The organism is Streptomyces sp. NBC_01276 (genome assembly GCF_041435355.1).
Taxonomy (GTDB): domain Bacteria; phylum Actinomycetota; class Actinomycetes; order Streptomycetales; family Streptomycetaceae; genus Streptomyces.
In genome coordinates this window covers 2,771,791-2,791,596 of record NZ_CP108442.1, presented here as the reverse complement: position 1 = coordinate 2,791,596, position 19,806 = coordinate 2,771,791, and the positions used below count along the sequence as shown (strand labels likewise).

Annotated in this window: 14 protein-coding genes and 1 pseudogene; 8 read left to right on the top strand and 7 right to left on the bottom strand. The window is 74.3% G+C overall.

The window, feature by feature from the left end; all coding sequences use genetic code 11:
* Window positions 1–214: 214 nt before the first annotated feature.
* Window positions 215–1,789 (top strand): S8 family serine peptidase, encoded by a 1,575-nt coding sequence (locus OG295_RS11830; RefSeq protein ID WP_371676835.1) that lies wholly within the window; start codon window positions 215–217, stop codon window positions 1,787–1,789.
* Window positions 1,790–1,809: 20 nt separating this feature from the next.
* On the opposite strand, the pseudogene OG295_RS11825 reads toward OG295_RS11830, so the two are convergent.
* Window positions 1,810–2,472: pseudogene (locus OG295_RS11825) on the bottom strand (HAD family hydrolase); the annotation flags it as partial.
* A gap of 157 nt (window positions 2,473–2,629) precedes the next feature.
* Between OG295_RS11825 and OG295_RS11820 the strand changes: the two are divergent.
* From OG295_RS11820 to OG295_RS11790, 7 genes are all read left to right on the top strand, one after another.
* Window positions 2,630–3,763: a DUF4190 domain-containing protein gene (locus OG295_RS11820; protein WP_371676834.1), complete on the top strand. Its 1,134-nt coding sequence runs from the start codon at window positions 2,630–2,632 to the stop codon at window positions 3,761–3,763.
* 113 nt (window positions 3,764–3,876) lie between these two features.
* Window positions 3,877–4,629 (top strand): GntR family transcriptional regulator, encoded by a 753-nt coding sequence (locus OG295_RS11815; RefSeq protein ID WP_371676833.1) that lies wholly within the window; start codon window positions 3,877–3,879, stop codon window positions 4,627–4,629.
* Between the two features lie 208 nt (window positions 4,630–4,837).
* The gene (locus OG295_RS11810) at window positions 4,838–5,287 is read left to right on the top strand and encodes a hypothetical protein (protein ID WP_371676832.1); all 450 of its coding nucleotides are present in this window, start codon (window positions 4,838–4,840) and stop codon (window positions 5,285–5,287) included.
* Between the two features lie 94 nt (window positions 5,288–5,381).
* Complete coding sequence (locus OG295_RS11805) at window positions 5,382–5,576, top strand: SPOR domain-containing protein (protein WP_371676831.1); 195 nt, start codon at window positions 5,382–5,384, stop codon at window positions 5,574–5,576.
* A gap of 27 nt (window positions 5,577–5,603) precedes the next feature.
* Window positions 5,604–6,014, top strand: a complete 411-nt coding sequence (locus OG295_RS11800) for a (deoxy)nucleoside triphosphate pyrophosphohydrolase (protein ID WP_371676830.1) — start codon at window positions 5,604–5,606, stop codon at window positions 6,012–6,014.
* A gap of 164 nt (window positions 6,015–6,178) precedes the next feature.
* Window positions 6,179–6,607: an ATP-binding protein gene (locus OG295_RS11795; protein WP_266844006.1), complete on the top strand. Its 429-nt coding sequence runs from the start codon at window positions 6,179–6,181 to the stop codon at window positions 6,605–6,607.
* 238 nt (window positions 6,608–6,845) lie between these two features.
* Window positions 6,846–9,431 carry a SpoIIE family protein phosphatase gene (locus OG295_RS11790; protein ID WP_371681169.1) on the top strand — a complete coding sequence of 862 codons (2,586 nt, stop codon included), beginning with the start codon at window positions 6,846–6,848 and terminating at the stop codon, window positions 9,429–9,431.
* 311 nt (window positions 9,432–9,742) lie between these two features.
* Here the strand turns inward: OG295_RS11790 and OG295_RS11785 are convergent, their stop codons facing one another.
* The 6 genes from OG295_RS11785 to OG295_RS11760 form a co-directional block, all read right to left on the bottom strand.
* Entirely contained in the window at window positions 9,743–10,462 is a 720-nt protein-coding gene (locus tag OG295_RS11785; RefSeq protein ID WP_371676829.1) for a PspA/IM30 family protein, read from the bottom strand.
* A gap of 146 nt (window positions 10,463–10,608) precedes the next feature.
* Window positions 10,609–12,708, bottom strand: a complete 2,100-nt coding sequence (locus tag OG295_RS11780) for a TPM domain-containing protein (protein WP_371676828.1) — start codon at window positions 12,706–12,708, stop codon at window positions 10,609–10,611.
* Window positions 12,709–12,751: 43 nt separating this feature from the next.
* Window positions 12,752–16,171, bottom strand: coding sequence for a protein kinase (locus tag OG295_RS11775; RefSeq protein WP_371676826.1), 3,420 nt, complete (start codon window positions 16,169–16,171; stop codon window positions 12,752–12,754).
* Between the two features lie 73 nt (window positions 16,172–16,244).
* Entirely contained in the window at window positions 16,245–17,027 is a 783-nt protein-coding gene (locus OG295_RS11770) for a succinate dehydrogenase/fumarate reductase iron-sulfur subunit (protein WP_371676825.1), read from the bottom strand.
* The gene (locus OG295_RS11765; RefSeq protein WP_371676824.1) at window positions 17,024–18,928 is read right to left on the bottom strand and encodes a fumarate reductase/succinate dehydrogenase flavoprotein subunit; all 1,905 of its coding nucleotides are present in this window, start codon (window positions 18,926–18,928) and stop codon (window positions 17,024–17,026) included. The genes OG295_RS11770 and OG295_RS11765 overlap by 4 nt, the downstream gene beginning before the upstream one ends.
* A gap of 1 nt (window position 18,929) precedes the next feature.
* A complete protein-coding gene (locus OG295_RS11760; protein ID WP_371676823.1) occupies window positions 18,930–19,754 on the bottom strand; it encodes a hypothetical protein in 825 nt (274 codons plus the stop codon).
* Between the last annotated feature and the right edge of the window lie 52 nt (window positions 19,755–19,806).

Genomic DNA, 19,806 nt, shown 5'->3' with positions numbered 1-19,806 from the left:
CGGATGTTACGCGTCCGTTGTCCTCTTGTGGGATGGCGCACGGGTGGGTCAACCTTTCGGAGGCGACGGCCCGTTGGGCCCAATGCATTGTCATGACCACGCCAAAAGAGCCTTCGGCGGGCCCTACGGATTCCCGCTCGGCCCCGCGCACAGAACCCCGCACAGAACCCCGCACAGACCCCCGCAGCGCACCGCCTATGAGGAGGACCCTCACATGTCCGTGATGCGTCACACCCGCCGGAAGACCGCCGGCGTCAGCGCGATCGCCGTCGTGGCCCTCGCGCTCGGCGCCGCCGCCGCGTTACCCGCCTCGGCGGCCGACCGCGGCGCGCAGGGCGTCATCGAGAACGCGGGGGCCGCCGGGTCCGTCCCCGGCAGCTACATCGTGACCCTGGACGACTCCGCGGCCCGCTCCACCGCCGACAGCGGCAAGGCCGTCGCCAAGCGGTACGGGGCGAGGATCGACCGGACCTACAGCGCCGCCCTCAACGGCTACTCGGTCGAGGTCTCCGAGGCGCAGGCCAGGAAGCTCGCCGCCGACCCGGCCGTCAGGTCGGTCGTGCAGAACCGCGTCTTCACCGTCGACGCCACCCAGCCGAACCCGCCGTCCTGGGGCCTGGACCGCATCGACCAGCGCGCGCTCCCCCTCGACCAGAGCTACACCCACCCGGACAAGGCCGGCGAGGGGGTGACGGCGTACATCATCGACACCGGCGTCCGGATCACCCACCAGGACCTCGGCGGGCGCGCCTCCTACGGCTACGACGCCATCGACAACGACAACACCGCCCAGGACGGCCACGGCCACGGCACCCACGTGGCCGGCACCGTCGCGGGCACCACGTACGGCGTGGCCAAGAAGGCGAAGATCGTCGGCGTCCGCGTCCTCGACAACAACGGCTCCGGCACCACCGCCCAGGTCGTCGCCGGCATCGACTGGGTGACCCGCAACGCGGTCAAGCCCGCCGTGGCCAACATGTCGCTCGGCGGCGGGGCGGATTCCGCGCTCGACACCGCCGTGCGCAACTCGATCGCCTCCGGCATCACCTACGGCGTCGCCGCGGGCAACGAGTCCACCGACGCCTCCACCAAGTCCCCGGCGCGCGTCGCCGAGGCCATCACCGTCGGCGCCACCACCAACACGGACGCGAAGGCCAGTTACTCCAACTACGGCTCCGTCCTGGACGTCTTCGCCCCCGGCTCCTCCATCACCTCCTCGTGGGGCACCGGCGACACCGCCACGAACACCATCTCGGGCACCTCGATGGCCACCCCGCACGTGGTCGGCGCCGCGGCCCTCTACCTCTCCCAGAACCCGGCCAGCACCCCGGCGCAGGTCCGTGACGGCCTCGTCGCGGCGGCCACCCCGAACGTGGTGACCGGCCCCGGCACGGGCTCCCCGAACCGCCTGCTGAACGTGGGCGCCGGCACCACCCCGCCGAACCCGGGCACCCGCTTCGAGAACGCCGCCGACTACGCGATCAACGACAACTCCACCGTCGAGTCGCCGATCACCGTCAGCGGGATCTCCGGCAACGCCCCGGCGACGCTGAGCGTGCCCGTCGACATCAAGCACACGTACGTCGGTGACCTCAAGGTCGACCTCGTCGCCCCCGACGGGACCGTCTACAACCTCCGCAACCGCACCGGCGGCAGCGCCGACGACATCGTCCAGACCTTCACGGTGAACGCCTCCTCCGAGGTCGCCAACGGGGTCTGGAAGCTTCGGGTCGCCGACCTCGCCGGCGCGGACACCGGCAAGATCGACTCCTGGGCCCTGCAGTTCTGACCCGAACCCCGCCCGGACGAACGGCCGGGCACTTCGTGAATCCCGCACAGTGAGAGAGCAGATGGGGTCCGGTTCGAACCCGGGCCCCATCTGCGGTTGTGTCCGGGCGGCCGGTGGGGCGTGGCCCGCTCGAAGCCGCGGCGAGGGTCCGCGGTGTGCGTGCCTGCGGCTGCGCCGGGGCGCAGGTCGTTGTCGACACGGTCGCCGACGTACAGGATCTCGTCGTTGGCGTACGGGACGACGTCGGCGACGCGCTCGAACAAGGCGATGTCCGGCTTGCTGGCGCCCCAGTCGTCGGACGTGCCGATGAGGTCCACGTCGGTGGTGAACAGGTCGCGCAGCAGCCCGCCGGCGCGGACCGTTTGATTACCCGCGATGCCCAGCCGCAGTCCGGCCGCCCGCAGGGCCGCCGGCGCCGGCCGTACGTCGGGGCAGAGGTCGTCCTCGCCGAACCATTCCGGTTTCCCGGCTGCCGCGCGAGCCTCCCGCTGCTCCGTGAGGTCGAAGCCGGGCCGGAACTCCTGGAACACGTCCCTGCAGTCGCGGCCCTGGGTGATGACGGCGCCGAACATCGCGGCAAACGTGTGCCTGGGGACGCCAAGCCAGTCCGCCCATGTGCCGTATTCCCGTGTCTCGTCGACCAGGCACTCTCCGGCATCGAACACCACGGCGCGAATCGCCATGTGAACCACCCTAGTCAGGGGCCCGGAGCCGCGAACGTGTCTCCTGCCGCCCGAAGGCGAGAGGGGGGTGTTCGTCTGCGCGGATGGCTCGCTGCGTACTATTTCGCGCGTTCGTTCGCCCCCTCCCCGCATCCCCCTCGATGGAGCACCTCACCCCGTGAGCACCCCGCCCCCGTACCAGCCCCCCGTGGTTCAGGGCCCGTTCCGGCCGGCCCTCAACGGGTTCGCACTCGCCTCCCTGCTGGTCGGGCTGCTGTGCCTGCCGCCGTTGGGGATCGTCTTCGGGGTCGTGGCGCTGGTGCAGATCGCGCGCAAGGGGGAGCGCGGCAGGGGGCTGGCGGTCGTGGGCCTGGCGGTCTCCGTGGCGATGACGGCGGTGCTCGTCCTCGGCGCGGGCCGCTACGGGGGGACGGTCCTCGGGCGGCTCGGCCCGGCGTGGGAGCCGGCGCGCGTCGAGGGGGAGCTGACGGGCATCGGCGAACTGCGCGCGGGCGACTGCTTCAACGTCCCCGGCGGCGACCTCCTCGAAGAGGACCCCTTGATCCACCGCATCGGCTGCGAGCGGGTGCACGACGCCGAGGTGACGTCCACGGGCCCCCTCGGACTCACGGGATCCCCCGGCACGACGCAGCTCAAGGAGGCGGCGGCGCAGGCGTGCTGGAAGGCGCAGGACGCGTACGCGATGGACACGTGGGCGCTGCCCCCGTACGCGGAGATGTTCTACTTCGCCCCCACGGGCGAGACCTGGCGCGACGGCGACCACGGGCTCCTGTGCGTGATCGGCACCTCGGGCCGCGAGCACCGGGGCAGTCTCCGCAAGGACTCCGGGATGCTCACGGTCGATCAGGTGGCCCTGCTGAGCGTGCTGAACGAGTCCGACCAGGTGCTGGGCGACAATCCCCGGCGCGAGCTCGGCGTGGCGCTGGCGGAGTACCGGTCGTGGGCGCGCGAGGTCGACGGGGCGCTGGGCGCGGAGGCCGGGCTGCTGCAGGAGGTCGCGTCACGGCCGGGCGTGGGTCCGGCGGCGGAAGCCCTGCTGAAGGAGGTCGGGGCGGCGCGCGAGCAGTGGCAGCGGGCCGCGCGGGCGGGGAAGGCGGAGGAGTTCCAGCGGGCGTGGGACGCGGCGCTGGGGGCCACGACGATCGACACGGAGAAGGCGCTGCGGGGTGCGTACGGATTGTCGACCCGGGTTCCGGAGTGGCTTGAGGAGTTCCCCGCAGACTCGGGCCAGGGCTCGGGGAGCGGGTCCGGGTCGGAATCGGCCCGAGGCCTCGTGGGTAACGCGCGGTAACGGGTTTGAGTGACCAGGCTTCATCACTTCGAGTGAAACTCTGGCCCGTGCTTGCGCACTTCAACGGTGGGTTGCCAGGGTGTAGCTGTCTGTCAACCTGATGGGAGTGGCCCGTGACTTTCGGTGAGCAGCCGGCCTATCTGCGCGTCGCCGGGGAGCTGCGGCGGAAGATCGTCGATGGGTCCCTGCCCCCGCACGCCCGGCTCCCCTCGCAGGCCCGGATCCGAGAGGAGTACGGGGTCTCCGACACGGTCGCGCTGGAGGCCCGCAAGGTCCTCATGGCGGAGGGGCTGGTCGAAGGCCGCTCCGGGTCCGGTACGTACGTGCGCGAACAGCCGGTCCCGCGGCGGGTCGCCCGCTCCGGCTACCGCACGGGCGGCGCCTCGACCCCGTTCCGGCAGGAGCAGGCCGAGGCGGGCGCGCGCGGCACGTGGGAGTCCAGCAGCGAGCAGACCGGCGCACCGGCGGAGATCGCGAAGCGGCTGGGCATCGAACCGGGCGACCGCGTCATGCGCACCCGGTACGTCTTCCGCGACGCGGGCGAGGCGATGATGCTGTCCACCTCCTGGGAGCCGCTGGCCGTGACGGGCCGCACCCCGGTGATGCTGCCCGAGGAGGGGCCGCTCGGGGGCTCGGGGGTGGTGGACCGGATGGCGGCGATCGACGTGGTCGTGGACAACGTGGTCGAGGAGGTCGGCGCCCGGCCCGGCCTGGCAGAGGAGAGCATGTCGCTGGGCGGCGTCCCGGGGCACGTGGTCCTGGTCGTGAGCCGGACGTACTTCGCGTCGGGGCGGGCGGTGGAGACGGCCGACGTGGTCGTTCCGGCGGACCGCTACCGCCTTTCGTACCACCTGCCCGTCCGCTGACCCGGCCCCGGCCGGGCCTGGCCGGGCCCTCCGGGGCCCCGCCGGGGGGCCGCGCCGGCCCGGACTGTGCCGCCGGGCCGCGCCGTTCGCCGCCGTGCCCGCCGTGCCCGCCGACCTCGTGATCGACAGGCGGCGCGGACTCGGCCCGTCCTGCGCGGAGTTCGAGCGGGCCTGCCCGTAGGCCGTCGACCCGGCGGGTTTCGGCGCGATGGTGATCGGCTCCACCGCCTCGACGCTCGCTTCCTCCGGCCTCTTCGGCGCCCGCGCCGGGGCCTTCTCCGCCTTCCTCGCCGGCGGACTCGCCCTGCTGCTGTGCCCGTTGACTGCCCGGGCGTCGGGTGGGAAGCGCCGCCTGGCCAGCCCGGACACCGTCGACGACCCGGACGCGGCGGTCACGGACGTCATCGCGACCCCTGCCCGAGCCGCGTGCGAGACGGCGTACGCGCTCCCGGACGTCGCCGACCGCCCCGCGTGGCCGGGGCCGGTCCGTTCGCTGCGCCGTTCCCCCGATGCGACCTGCGGGGACGTCTGCCGCAAGGGGGCGCGGGCCGGTCCGGTGGCCCTGCGGGCAGCGCCCGCGCGCCCGGTCCGAACCGGCGCGCACGGCCCCCTCGTACGCCTGGCCGGATGCGTACGCCCCCTAGGTACCTCTTTGTGAAAAACCGTATCCGCTGAGTAAAGGTCGGGCGTAAGCTCCGGCATATGCGCAATGCGGTTTCCTGGGCATGTACGTCGGCGGAGGGTGAAGCGCGATGAACGACAGCGGTGCCCTGCTTCCATGGCTGGTCATACGTCAGGACGACAACGGCAACCGCTACCGGGTGGGCCGGTACCCCACCCGGGCCGAGGCCCAGAAGGTCGTCGACAGCCTCGACGACCGGGGACACGAGCAGCTCTACTGGGTCGAGCGGATCGAACAGGGCAGCCAGACTGCCACGATGAACTGACAGTCGGCGCTGGCATAGGCTCCGCTCATGACCGTACGTGTGGTTGTGGGCGGAGCCCTTTGTCATGACGGGCGGCTGCTGGCCGCACGGCGCAGTGCGCCCCCCGAGGTCGCGGGCCGGTGGGAGCTCCCGGGCGGCAAGGCCGAGCCCGGCGAGTCCGTGCCGGAGGCGCTGGTGCGCGAACTCCGCGAGGAGCTCGGCGTCGAGACCGAGGCGGTGGAGCGGATTCCGGGGGAGTGGCCGGTGAGGCCCGGACTCGTCCTGCACGTGTGGACGGCACGGCTGCTCTCGGGGGAGCCCGAGCCGCTGGAGGACCACGACGAGCTGCGCTGGCTCGGGCCGCACGAGCTCGACTCGGTGGACTGGCTCGACCAGGACCGCCCGGCCGTCGCCGAAGCGGGCCGGCGGCTGCGCACCGGGGCGCACCGGGGCGCATGAAGCGCACGCTGTAGGCCGTCTGCGCCACAGTGCGCCGGTGCCGGGGGGATCGGGCGGGATCGGGTGGTACGACGCCTCAAATATCGGGTATGTCGCTATTAGTCCCTATCTCGTCCCCCTTTCGTCCCCGACGAACCGGACTGGGGTCGCTGGTGGCCCGGGAAGTGATCGGCGTGATCGACACAGACGGTGAATGCGCCGAGTGGGCCTTTCCCGCCGAGCCCGGTGCCGTCCGGACCGCCCGCCACGCCGTGCGCGGCACCCTTCGCTCGTGGGGGCTGGATTCCGTGGGCGACGTGACCGTCTTGCTGGTCAGCGAGCTGGTGACCAACTCCCTGCGCTACGCCTCCGGTCCCATCGGGGTCCGTCTGGTGCGGCGCGGTCCCGCCACCCCCGGTCTGGCCGGAGGCCCCGCCCTGTTGGTGGAGGTTTCCGATCCGCTTCCGGATCCACCCCGCGAACGGGTCGCGCAGCCGGACGACGAGGGCGGGCGCGGACTGCATCTGGTCGCCGTCTCGGCGCAGCGCTGGGGAACCCGTCACGGGAAGTCGGGCAAGACCGTGTGGTTCGAGTTGGCTCTTCCTGGTGAGTAACAAGGTGAAGGGCGGCAGGGGGTCTCCCGGAGGACGTCCGGTGGAGACCCACCGGGCGTGGCCGGAAAACAACGGGACCCTTTTGTGATCGTGAACGCCGTGCCGTACGGGGCCGTGGTGCTGAATACTTCGGTCATGGCCGGTCCGGTTGCGGTGAGCTGGAGGGGACGGTCGCGTGAGCGAGATACCTGCGCAGGCACATCAGGCCCGAGTGCCCGGGGAGACGTGGCACGACTCCTTGTGGCACAGCAGCCCGCCTGGCTCGATATATGACTACATAAAGGTCGCTTCTTTCTCGATCGGGCCCGACGGGCTCATCGATCAGTGGAGTCTGCGCGCGGAAGAGCTGTTCGGGCTCACCGCGGCCCAGGCGGTGGGGCGCGATCCGGTGGACGCCTTCATGCCGCCGGAGCTGCGCGCCGGCGGGCACCGCAAGGTCGCGGAGATCCTCGACGGCAAGGAGTGGACCGGCCTGGTCCCCTTCCGTATCCCGGGCGGTGACGGCGAGCACGGAGTGGCCGAGATCTATGTGATGCCGACCCAGACCGAGACCGCCGAACGGGCCGCGCTGTGCGTCGTCGTCGACGTGCGCGCGCTGCGGCGCATCGAGTCCGACCTCGCCGCCTCGCAGGCCATATTCGGCCAATCTCCCTTCGGGTTCCTGCTCTTCGGCACGGACCTGACCGTGCAGCGCGCCAACCGCCGCTTCGCGACCGTCTTCGGCGGGGCGGCGGAGGAGCACCGCGGCCGGACCGTGCACGACTACCTGCCGCCGCACGAGGCCGACCGGATGGCCGAGGCCCTGCGCCGGGTGCTGGAGACCGGCGAGTCCGTGACCGACCTGCGGATCACCGGCGCGGCCCCGGGCAGCCGGGACCACCGGCACTGGTCCATCAACCTCTACCGCGTGCACGGCGGCACCGGCCGTCCGATCGGTATCGCCGGCCTCGGCACCGACGTCACCCGCCGCCACCTCGCCGCCCGCGAGGCCGCCGGGGTGCGGCGCAACCTCGCCCTGCTCAACGAGGCCGGGCACCGGATCGGGAACTCCCTCGACCTGGAGACCACCGCCCGCGAACTCCTCGACGTCACCGTCCCCGGCTTCTGCGACCTGGCCGCCGTCGACCTCTACGAAGGGCTCCTGCTCGGCGACGACGACCGGCCCGCCCGCCCGCAGGGCCCCGGGGTGCCCTCCCTGCCCGGCCAGGGGGCCGGCCGGGCCCCGTCCGCGCCGCTGCGGCGGGTGGCCTTCGCCTCCGCGGTGTCCGACGCACCGCTGTCGGGGCCCGGCCCGCTGGTCTCCGTAGGGGAGACCCACCGCTATCCGGCGGCGTCGCCCGGGGCGCTGGCCCTGCGCACGGCGCGCCCCCGGCTGATCGAGGGGGGAGCGCCGGACGGGCTCGTGCAGTCGACCCTGATCGTCCCGATGGTCGCCCACGACACGGTGGTGGGCCTCGCCCAGTTCTCCCGCACGAAGGGCAGCGAGCCCTTCGGCGAACGGGACCGGGCCGTCGCGGTGGAACTGGCCGCGCGCGCCGCCGTCTGCATCGACAACGCCCGCCTCTACCGGCGCGAGCACGAACGGGCCCTGATCCTGCAGCGCAGCCTGCTGCCACCGGGTGACCCGGAGGCGGCCGGACTGGACATCGCCTGCCGCTACCTGCCGGGGAACGCGGCCACCGAGGTCGGCGGCGACTGGTTCGACGTCATCGAGCTCCCCGGGCACCGCACGGCACTGGTCGTCGGCGACGTGATGGGGCGCGGACTGCGGGCCGCCGTCGCCATGGGCGAACTGCGCACCGCCGTACGGACCCTGGCGCTGCTGGACCTGGAACCGGCGGAGGTGCTCACCGCCCTCGACGAGGTGGCCCGCGGCCTCGGCGCCCACGGGGGTCCCCCGGGCGCCGCGGGGGGCGGCTCCCAGCAGGCCTCGCGCGCGGCCCTGCACGCACGCGACGCCGACCGCTCCGAGGTGTACCTCGCCACCTGCGTGTACGCCGTCTACGACCCGGTGACCCGGCGCTGCACCATCGCCAACGCGGGCCACATGCCGCCCGTGCTGGTCGAACCGGCCGAGGAGGGCGGGGTCCCGCGCCCCGGCCTGCTGCTGGAGATCCCGACCGGGATGCCGCTCGGGGTGGGCGGCGAACCCTTCGAGGAGGTGGAGGTGGAACTCCCCGAGGGGGCGCTGCTCGCCCTGTACACGGACGGGCTCGTGGAGTCCCGCGACCACCCCCTGGAGGAGGGGCTGCGCGGGCTGCGGGACGCGGTCGCGGATCCGGCCCGGCCGCTGGAGGAGATCTGCGACCACGTCCTGAACACCCTGCACACCCGGCACGGGGAGGACGACATCGCCCTGCTGATGGCGCGGGTGCAGGGGCTGCCGGTGGACGCCGTCGGCGACTGGCAGCTGCCGCGCGAGGCCCGCTCGGTGGGCCGGGCCCGGGAACTGGCCCGCACGAAGCTTCCGGCCTGGGGTCTGGAGGGTCTGCTCGACACCACGGAGCTGCTGGTCAGCGAGCTGGTGACGAACGCCCTGCGGTACGGGGAGGGCGAGATCCGACTCCGCCTGCTGCTGGACCGGACCCTGGTGTGCGAGGTGTGGGACGCGAACCTGGCCCAGCCCCGCCGCCGCCGGGCCCGGGACACCGACGAGGGCGGCCGCGGCCTCCAGCTCGTCGGCCTCCTCTCCGCCGGCTGGGGCACCCGCCGCACGCACCGCGGCAAGACGGTCTGGTTCGAACTCCCCCTCCCCATGCCCGGAGGGCCGGGAGAGACCGTCACCGAACTCTCCGCGGAGCAGCTGCTGAGCATGTACGGGTGACCCGCGAGCCCGGGGCGCGCCGGCAGCCGGTGGCCGCCGCGCTCCGGGCCCCGGTGCGGCCCGGGGCGACCGCCCGCCGTCGCAGGGGTCCGGCTGGTCGGGGATTCCGCGGACATCGATCTACACAAGCGTATTGAACAAGACGCAACAGCCAGGCCCTGCCCGCCGGGCAGGCCGCCGCGATGGCGCGGCGGCGGCCCGGGACGGCCTGTGTGACGCTGGAGGCGGACCACTTCGTCCAGCTCCAGGACCCGGCCGGGGTCGAGTCCGCCGTCCGGGCCTTCCTCGCCGGGCTGTGACGGCGCGGGGGACTACGCCGCCGTGCCGGCCTTGAGCGCGGCGAGGCGGGCCTCGACCTCCGAGGTCCTGCCCAGGTCCTCCAGCGATTCGAACTGGGCGTCCAGGGAGGAGGCGGCCAGCTCCTGCCTGCCCGTCGCCATCGCCTCCTCGCGGCGGACCTTCTCCTCGAAACGGTTGAGGTCGCTGGTCGGATCCATGACGTCGATGTTCTTGACCGCGTCCAGCATCGTGTTCTGCGCCTGCGCGGTCCTGGCGCGCGCCACCAGCTCGTCACGCTTGGCCTGGAGCTCCGTCAGCTTGCCCTTCATCGAGTCCAGGCCCGCCTTGAGCTTGTCCACCACCTCCGTCTGGGCGGCGATCACCGGCTCCGCCGTCCGCGCCTCCTTCTCCGACTGCAGCTGGCGGCCGAGGGCCACCTTGGCGAGGTTGTCGAACTTGTCGGCGTCCGGCGTGGACCCCGCCGCCCGCAGTTCGTCCGCCTTCCGGCTGGCCGCGAGGGCCTTGACGCCCCACTCGGCAGCGGCGTCCACGTCCTCCTTGTGGTCGGCCTCCAGCATCCGCAGGTTGCCGATGGTGGTCGCCACTGCCTGTTCGGCCTCCGAGATGTTGTTCGAGTAGTCGCGGATCAGCTGGTCGAGCATCTTCTGCGGATCCTCCGCCTGGTCCAGCAGCGCGTTGATGTTGGCCTTGGCGAGCTGGGTGACACGGCCGAGGATGGTCTGCTTGCTCATGACGGGTCTCTCCTGACGGGGTCCGTGCGGCTCCGTGCGGGGCCTGTGGGGGCCGTGGGTCCGTGGGATCCGGGGGCCGTGGGGTCCGTGGGGGCCGTGGGGGGGCCGTGGGGTCTGTGTCCTGGGTCCTGCGCCGCCGCGCGGCTTCAGAAGCGGCCGCCACCGCCCATCCGGCCCCGGGTGCCGCCCCCGCCGAACGACCCCGGGCCGCTGCCGCCGCCCCCGCCGAAACCGCCGCCCCGCCCGCCCCCGAAGCCCCCGCCGCCGCGCAGGATCTCGCCGAGGATGATCCCGCCGAGCACCGCCCCGCCCCGCCCGCCGCCGGAGCGCCGACCGGCGTACGGGTCCTGGTAGGCCCGTACGTCCTGCTCCGCCAGCTGCTGCGCCTGCCGCGCCATGGAGTCCGCCTGCTGCGCCTCCGCGAGGGCGCCCGCCGGGTCCTGGCCGGCCAGGGACGCCGACCGCTCCAGGTGCCGCTGCGCCTCCGCCAGCCGGGTGCGGGCCTGGCTGCCGACCGCGCCCCGGCTGGTGGTGACGTAGTCCGTCGCCGCGCCGATCGCACTGCGGGCCGACAGCAGGGCCTGGTCCAGCAGGGCCGCCGCCCGCTGCCGCCCGCCCTCCCGCTCGCGCGCCCCGGCCAGCGCCTCGTCCAGGGCGGCGTCGGCCTCCTCGATCCGGCGCAGGGCGTCGATCGGGTCGTAGCGGCCGGCCGCCTCCTCCCGGCGCACGTCGGCCAGGACGGACTCGGCCCGGCCGATCCGGCCCCGCAGGTCGCCGGTGGAGGAACCCTCCGCGGTACCCGTGAGCAGCCCGCGGGCGTCGGCCAGGTCGCCCTCCGTCTCGGTCAGGGCGCCCGGCATTTTCCCGGCCGCCTCCGCCAGCTCCCGGGCCCGCCGCTCGACCGCGTCCACCAGGGTCGCCGCCTGGTCCACCGCGCCCTCCGCCGCCCGCACGTGCACGGCCGCCCTGCCGTTGTCCCCGGCGCCGACCGCCGTCCGCGCCTCGCCGAGACGGGTGGTCGCGAACAGCAGCCGGTCCTCGGCCTGCGCGGCGTTGGAGGCGACCGGCGCCGACGCCGAGTCCGCGTAGCGGCCCGCCAGCGCCGTCAGGGTCGCCTCGGCGATCGTCGTCCGCCCGCTCAGCGCGCCGAACCGCGCCTCCACCGCGGCCAGGGCCTGCGGGGCGTTCCTCTCCAGGTCCCGCAGGCGGTCGAAGTCCGCCGACTCCGCGTCGAGCCGCCGGTTCGCCTCCGTGCAGCGCGCCACGATCTCCTCCAGCATCCGCCGCCGCGTGGCGTCGTCCTCCGGGTAGGCGTCGTCCAGCTGCTGGCGCAGCCGGAAGGCGTGGGTCAGCTCGTCCTTGGCGTACTCGACGGCCCCGGTGAAGGCCGCCACCGCCTCCTCGCCGAACTGGGCCGTGGCGAAACCCAGTTCCTCGGTGCTGGTGCGGACCGCGTCATCGGTCTCCACCAGCAGCGCCTTGGCCCGGCCGTCCAGCTCCGGCAGCGGCGTCGGCTCCGCCCTGGCGCCGTCCCAGCCCGGATGGGCCGTCGTCGTACCGCGGCCGCCGCCCCCGCCGCGCTTGCGGCGCGTGTACGCGTACACCCCCAGGGCCCCGGCCGCGCCGACGACGACCACCGGCAGCACGAAGTCCCCGGCCCCGCTCCCGCCGCTCTGCCCGCCGCCGGGGTCGGGCTCGCCGGGCGTGATCGTCGGCACCGGGACGGGCTGCCCGCCGAGCACCGCGCCGTAGCCGTTGGCGGCACCGATGGCCGCGCCCGCCCAGTCGTTCTGCCTCAGGGCCGGCTCGATGGCGGTGCGGGCGACCGTCGCGAGCTGCTCCGGCGTGAAACCGGAGTCCACATCGGCCGAATAGGCGTACTGGCGGGCGCCCGTCGCCACCGCCAGCAGCACGTCGTTCCGGCCGAGGCCGTTCTTCTGCGCGGTGGCGTCCGCCCAGCTCTGCGCGGAACGGCCGGAGAAGTCGTGCACGTACGTGACGAACAGCTGGATCCGGTGGTCGGCGTACAGCCTGTCCAGCGCCGCCGCGACGGCGGGCTTCCGGTCGCCCAGCGCCCCCACGCGGTCGGTGATCTGCCCCTGCGCGGACAGGGTGACGGGATCCTCGGCCCGGGCGGGCGGCGCCCCGGCGACCCCCCACCCGCCGAACGCCAGCAGCGCGGCCGCGAGGGCCAGCCCGGTCCGTACGGATATCCCGGCGGTTGCCCGTGTTCTCGACGCAGTCACATTTGGGAGGGTATGGGGGCTTGCGTACCCACGCACCCGGAGCCTACGGGAGGGCGACGCCCGTCAACTCCGGGAGGGGGAGGGCCAGCGTGTCGGGGGTCAGGGCCGGCCGACGGCCGGCGAGCGCGGTGTGGTCCCACTGCCAGCAGGGCTTCCCCCCGTCCAGGTCCAGACCCGTCACGAACGGCGGCGCCGTACGGCCCAGCAGGCCGCGGCGTCCGCCGCGCAGCGACCTCACGTGGAGCACGCCCCGCCGCACGCCGAGCAGTTCGAGCGCGCAGCCGGGCCCGTCGTGCCGGGTCACCGGCCGCTGCCAGCGCACCGCGCCCGTCTCCGCGTCCAGCGCGAACACCACGTCCCAGCCCTGCTCCGCACGGTGGGCGGCCACGTACACCACCCCGTCCGCGGACAGCAGCCGGGCCGTCGGCGTGCCCGGGTCGAAGCGCCACAGCTCGTACCCCTTGCGCCGGTCCAGGGCGCGCACGACACCCCCGTCCAGCACGGGCACCGCCCCCGCCGGTACGTCCGGCACCGCCCGGCCCCCGCCCCCGGACCCGTACCCGCGGGGCCAGGACCACAGGGGCACCCCGCTCGGCAGGTGCAGCGCCCGCAGCTGCCGGCCGTCGCCGAGGACCAGGCACTCGCCCGCCACCGTCACCGTGCGCGGGCCGTCGCCCGCCAGCGGATGCCGCCAGGCCGGCTCACCGCTCGCCTTGTCCAGCGCGGTCAGCGCACCCTCCGACGCCCACAGCACCAGGCCTCCCGTCAGGGTGAGGGGCGCACCCGGGCGGGCCCGGTCCAGCTCCCGCCACCAGCGCACCCGCCCGTCCGAGGGCTCCCGCACCACGAGCCGCCCCCACGGCCCGCCACCCGACTCCACCACCACGCACACGCTGTCCGCGTCGGCCGCGCACCACACCCGCTCCGGCTCCGGCAGCGGCGGCGCCGCGACCCCCTCGTCGGACCAGGCCGTCCAGCGCGCCGCCCCGGTCGCCGCCCCCACGACACCCACCTCGGCGCCCGCCGTCCACACCACGGCGTCCCCGGCCGCGTGCACCGACTCCGGGCGGACCCCCGACCGCCACCGCTCCGTGCCGGGTCCGGCCGGCCGCGAGGGCCGTACCGGCAGCCGGGACTCCGGGCTCAGGGTCACCGCCACCCCGTGCGGCGGCGGGGTACCGGGATCGGACGCGGCCCCGGCCAGCCAGGGCGCGCCCGCCGTGCAGTCCCTGGCGATCCAGGCCAGCTCCCGCCCCCGCTCGGCGGCCCCGGCCAGCCCGCGCGCGGCGGCCGCCCGCTCCCGGGCGCCGGCCGGGCGGAGCACGGAGCCCCGGCCCCGGCCGTTCAGCTCCCGGGCGGCCTCCAGGGCCGCGCGGGCCGTGTCCACCTCCTCGTCGCCGGTGTCGGGGAGGTCCGGCCGGCGCGGGGCGTCCGCCCGCTCGCGCAGCCGCGCGGCGCCACCCTCGACGGTGTGCCGCGGGGCCTGCCCGCGCAGCCGGTCCGCGCGGCCCGCCACCAGCTCCGCGAGGGTCCGCTCCGCCGCGCCGAGGGCCTCGGCCGCGCCCGCCCGGTCCCCGACGGCGGAGCGCTCGCCGGCCACCCGGCACAGTGCCCGCACCCGGGCCCCGCCCGCCGGGACCCGGCCTGCCAGGCGCAGCGCGGCGGCCAGGTCGTGCCGGGCCACGGCCGTGACGGACTTCGACTCGGTGGCCGCGCGGACCGCGGCGCTCCTGATCCGGGCCAGGTAGCGCTCGGCGCGGGCGGGATCGGTGGGGGCGCTCGCGAGGACCGCGCGGGCCAGTACGGCCTCCTCGGCGGAGCTCCCCGCGAAGTGCCGCTCGGCCAGCCGGACACCGCGCTCCGGGGCCACCGCCGCGAGCTCCTCCGCCACCTTGCGCAGCCGGGCCGCGCGGGCGGGTCCGGACACCGTGAACAACGCCTGCTGCGCGTCGGTCAGCACCCGTTCGGTGCGGCGGGGGGCGTCCCGGGAGATCCGCCGGGCCAGCCCGGTCAGCAGGGCGGCGACGCGGGCGCCGTCGCCGTCCCCGTCGGTCCACGCCCAGAGCTCGGCGTCGTTCAGCAGCCGGCTCGCCAGGCCCGCGTCGAAGCGGGCCGCGGCCTCCGCCGCGAGGGCGAGCCCCTCGGTGCGGACGTCACCGGCGCCCGGCGGCAGGGAGACCAGCGTCTCCTCCGCCTCCAGCAGCAGTTCCCGTACGACCTCCCGCACGGCCTCCGGCAGCCCCGCGTCCCCGTCCCCGTCCCCGTCCCCGTCCGGCTCGGGCCCGGCCCCGCCCGCTTCCGGCCCGTCCAGGGTCTGCGCTACGTCGGCGGTCCCGTCCTGCCCCGGCCCGTCCGCGGTGTCCGGTACGAGGGCGGTCCCGTCCTGCCCCGGCCCGTCCGCGGCCTCCGGCACCTCGGCGGTCCCGTCCGCGTCCGGTCTGCCTCCGGACTCCGGCCCGCCGCCGGCCGTGGCCGGAGCCCCGGCCGGCACCTCGGCGCGGCCTTCGCCCGGGGCCGGTGCCCGCGTCCCGGTCCGCGTCCCGGTCCGCGTCCCGGAATCGATTCCGGCCGCCGTGCCCGCCACGGTGTCCCGGACGGCGACCGGGCCCCCGGCCCCGCCCCCCACCGCGGCCGGCACCGGCTCCGCCACCGGCAGGCCCCGCAGCGCCTTCGCCACCGCCTCCGCCGACTCCGGCCGGTCCGCCGGCGCCTTCGCCAGCAGCCCCAGCACCAGCCGGTCCAGCTCCCGGCTCACCGCCGCCCCGGCCTCGCGCAGCGACAGCGGGGCGTCCTCCACGTGCCGCCGCATCAGGACGTACATCGGCTCGGCCGATCCGAACGGCGGCTCCCCGCTCAGCAGTGCGTACAGCACGCACCCCAGCGCGTACAGGTCGCAGCGGGCGTCCACGTGCTCGCCCCGCCACTGCTCGGGCGCCATGTACGGCGGCGTGCCGAAGATCCGCCCCGTGACCGTCCAGCCCGCCGTCGCGTCCGCGGAGTGCGCGATGCCGAAGTCGCAGATCTTGAGCCGGCCGCCCGGCAGCAGGAAGAGGTTCCCCGGCTTCAGGTCCCGGTGGACCACCGCCCGTTCGTGCGCGGCGGCCAGCGCCTCGGCGGTCTGCGCCGCCAGGTCCACCGCGACGGCGGCCGGCAGCCCGCCCCGCTCCCGGGCCAGCACCGCCCCCAGGTCCTCGCCGGACAGCAGCTCCATCACGATGAACAGCCGGCCCTCGTGCCGGCCCACGTCGTGCACCACCGTGATGCCCGGATGCTGCAGGCGCGCCCCGATGGTGGCCTCCCGCCGGAACCGGGCGATCAGCTCCTCGTTCGTCGCGGCCTCCAGCAGCACCTTCACGGCCACCGCACGGTCGAGCTCCAGGTCGTGGCCGCGCCACACCTCGCCCATGCCCCCCGCGCCGAGCCGCCGGTCCAGCCGGTACCGGTCCGCCAGTCGATCCCCCACCCGCACCGCACAGCCCCCTGACGTCACGTCATCCGACGCTCACCCAGGGGGCATTGTGCAACCGCGAAGTGAACTACCGGGGGTCGGAATCCGAACGGCGGCGGATCCTGCTCCCCAGCCACACCAGAGGGTCGTACTTGCGGTCCACGGCCCGCTCCTTCAGCGGGATCAGGGCGTTGTCGGTGATCTTGATGCCCTCGGGGCAGACCTCCGTGCAGCACTTGGTGATGTTGCAGTAGCCCAGCCCGTGCTCCTCCTGGGCCGTGCGCTTGCGGTCCAGGCCCGCCTCGGCGGCCGCGTCCAGCGGGTGCATGTCGAGCTCGGCGACCCGCATCAGGAAGCGCGGCCCGGCGAAGGCCGCCTTGTTCTCCTCGTGGTCGCGCACCACGTGACAGGTGTCCTGGCACAGGAAGCACTCGATGCACTTGCGGAACTCCTGCGAGCGCTCCACGTCCACCTGCTGCATCCGGTACGCGCCCGCCGCGACCCCCTCCGGCGGCACGAAGGCCGGGACCTCGCGCGCCTTGGCGTAGTTGAAGGACACGTCCGTGACCAGGTCCCGGACCACCGGGAAGGCGCGCAGCGGGGTGATCGTGACCGTCTCGTCCCGCGCGAAGACGGACATCCGCGTCATGCACATCAGCCGGGGACGCCCGTTGACCTCCGCGCTGCACGAACCGCACTTGCCCGCCTTGCAGTTCCAGCGCACCGCGAGGCCGGACGCCTGTGTCGCCTGGATCCGGTGGACGATGTCCAGGACCACCTCACCGTCGTGCACCTCGACGGTGAAGTCCCTGAGCGATCCGCCCTCCGCGTCACCCCGCCAGACCCGGAAGCGTGCGTCGTAGGCAGTCATTCGCAGAGCTCCTCTTCGGCGAGGTACTTGGCCAGCTCTTCCTTCTCGAACAGGGCGAGCAGGTCCGGGCGGATGGGCTCGGTCCGGGTGCGGGTGAGGACGATCCGGTCGGCGGCCGGATCGGCGGGAGGCGGATCCGCCGGCCGGCACAGCAGGTTGACCGGACGCCACTCCCGCTCCATCGCGGGGCGGTCCTCCCGGGTGTGCCCGCCCCGGCTCTCCGTGCGCTCCAGGGCGGCGCGGGCCACGCACTCGCTGACCAGCAGCATGTTGCGCAGGTCCAGTGCCAGGTGCCAGCCCGGGTTGAACTGCCGGTGCCCCTCGACCCCGGCACGGGCGGCCCGCACGCGCAGCGCGGCGAGCCGCTCCAGGGCCTCGGCCATCTCGGCCTCCCGGCGGATGATGCCGACCAGGTCGTTCATGGTCGTCTGCAGCTCCTGGTGGAGCGTGTACGGGTTCTCGGCGCCCTCCGCCGCGTGGAAGGGGGCCAGCGCTTCGGCGGCCGCCGCGTCGATCTGCTCCTGGGAGACCGCCGGCCGCGCCCCGTCGGCGGCCGCGGCGTGCCCGGCCGCGTGCAGTCCCGCCCGGCGGCCGAAGACCAGCAGGTCGGACAGGGAGTTGCCGCCGAGCCGGTTCGAGCCGTGCATGCCGCCGGCCACCTCGCCGGCCGCGAACAGCCCCGGTACGCCGACGGTGGCGGCGGTGTCCGAGTCGACGGCGATCCCGCCCATCACGTAGTGGCAGGTCGGGCCGACCTCCATCGGCTCGGCGGTGATGTCCACGTCCGCCAGCTCCTTGAACTGGTGGTACATGGACGGCAGCCGCCGCTTGATCCTCTCGGCCGGCATCCGGGTCGACACGTCGAGGAAGACCCCGCCGTGCGGGGAGCCGCGGCCCGCCTTCACCTCGGAGTTGATGGCCCGCGCCACCTCGTCGCGGGGCAGCAGCTCGGGCGGACGCCGGTTGTGGTCCGGGTCCTCGTACCAGCGGTCGCCCTCCTCCTCCGACTCGGCGTACTTCTCCTTGAACACGTCGGGGACGTAGTCGAACATGAACCGCCTGCCCTCGGAGTTGCGCAGCACCCCGCCGTCGCCGCGGACGGACTCGGTGACGAGGATCCCCTTCACCGAAGGCGGCCAGACCATGCCCGTGGGGTGGAACTGCACGAACTCCATGTTCAGCAGCGGGGCCCCGGCGAGCAGCGCCAGCGCGTGGCCGTCGCCCGTGTACTCCCAGGAGTTGGAGGTGGTCTTGAACGACTTCCCGATCCCGCCGGTGGCCAGGACCACCGCCGGGGCCTCCAGTACGAAGAACCGCCCGCTCTCGCGCTCGTAGCAGAAGGTCCCCGAGACCCTCCGCCCCTCCTTCAGCACCCGGGTGACCGTGCACTCCTGGAACACCTTGAGGCGGGCCTCGTGGTCCCCGTACTCCTTGAAGTCCTCCTGCTGCAGCTGGACGATCTTCTGCTGGAGGGTGCGGATCAGCTCCAGGCCCGTCCGGTCGCCGACGTGCGCGAGGCGCGGGTACTCGTGGCCGCCGAAGTTGCGCTGGGAGATCCTGCCGTCGGGCGTGCGGTCGAACAGCGCGCCCCAGGTCTCCAGCTCCCAGACCCGGTCGGGGGCCTCCTTCGCGTGCAGTTCGGCCATCCGCCACTGGTTGAGGAACTTGCCGCCGCGCATCGTGTCGCGGAAGTGCACCTGCCAGTTGTCGTGGTCGTTGACGTTGCCCATGGAGGCGGCGATCCCGCCCTCCGCCATCACCGTGTGGGCCTTGCCGAACAGGGACTTGCAGATCACGGCCGTACGGGCGCCCCGCTCGCGCGCCTCGATCGCGGCCCGCAGCCCGGCGCCGCCCGCGCCCACGACGACCACGTCCCACTGCTGCCGTTCCACCTGTGCCATCTCAGAAGATCCTCGGGTCGGTGACGGTGCCGCTGGCCAGCAGGTACACGTAGAAGTCGCACAGGGCGACGCTGATCAGGGAGGCCCAGGCCAGCTGCATGTGCCGGGTGTTGAGCCGGCTCACCCAGCCCCAGAGGCGGTAGCGCACCGGGTGCTTGGAGAAGTGCTTCAGGCGGCCGCCCATGATGTGCCGGCAGGAGTGGCAGGAGAGCGTGTAGGCCCAGATCAGCACGATGTTGACGAGGAACAGCAGGGTTCCCAGGCCCATGTGGCCCCACGCGTAGTGCCCGTCGCGGAAGGTCAGCGCGGTGTCGTACGTGAGGATCCCGGCGACCGGCACCGCGAAGTAGAAGAAGTACCGGTGCGCGTTCTGCAGGATCAGCGGGAACCGGGTCTCGCCCGTGTACGAGGTGTGCGGCTCGGCGACGGCGCAGGCGGGCGGCGAGGCCCAGAAACCCCGGTAGTACGCCTTGCGGTAGTAGTAGCAGGTCAGCCGGAAGCCGAGCGGGAAGACCAGGATCAGCAGGGCGGGGGACAGGCCCCACCAGCTGCCGAAGAGGTCCAGGTTGGGGCCGCCGCGCATCGGGACGCAGTTCTCCGCCAGACAGGGCGAGTAGAACGGCGACACGTACGGGGCCGCGTAGTAGTCGGCGTTCGAGAAGGCCCGCCAGGTCGAGTAGACGATGAAGGCGAGCAGCCCCGCCGCGGTGCCGGCGGGCGAAAGCCACCACCGGTCGGTGCGCAGGTGCCGGGCCGCGATGGCGGCCCGGGAGGGGTCGTGGACCCCGCCGGGCCGCTGTCGGTGTGGTTCCGTGCCTGTGGCCAAAGGGGACTCCGGGTGGAGTGATGAGGGGTGGCCCAGGAGGCCCGGCCGGGGC

What these genes read in the sequence shown, in the direction of transcription:
- OG295_RS11785 (WP_371676829.1), bottom strand. Translation starts at nt 10,462, where the DNA reads ATGAGCAAGCAGACCATCCTCGGCCGTGTCACCCAGCTCGCCAAGGCC.
- OG295_RS11830 (WP_371676835.1), top strand. Translation starts at nt 215, where the DNA reads ATGTCCGTGATGCGTCACACCCGCCGGAAGACCGCCGGCGTCAGCGCG.
- OG295_RS11770 (WP_371676825.1), bottom strand. Translation starts at nt 17,027, where the DNA reads ATGACTGCCTACGACGCACGCTTCCGGGTCTGGCGGGGTGACGCGGAG.
- OG295_RS11800 (WP_371676830.1), top strand. Translation starts at nt 5,604, where the DNA reads ATGACCGTACGTGTGGTTGTGGGCGGAGCCCTTTGTCATGACGGGCGG.
- OG295_RS11765 (WP_371676824.1), bottom strand. Translation starts at nt 18,928, where the DNA reads ATGGCACAGGTGGAACGGCAGCAGTGGGACGTGGTCGTCGTGGGCGCG.
- OG295_RS11810 (WP_371676832.1), top strand. Translation starts at nt 4,838, where the DNA reads ATGGTGATCGGCTCCACCGCCTCGACGCTCGCTTCCTCCGGCCTCTTC.
- OG295_RS11805 (WP_371676831.1), top strand. Translation starts at nt 5,382, where the DNA reads ATGAACGACAGCGGTGCCCTGCTTCCATGGCTGGTCATACGTCAGGAC.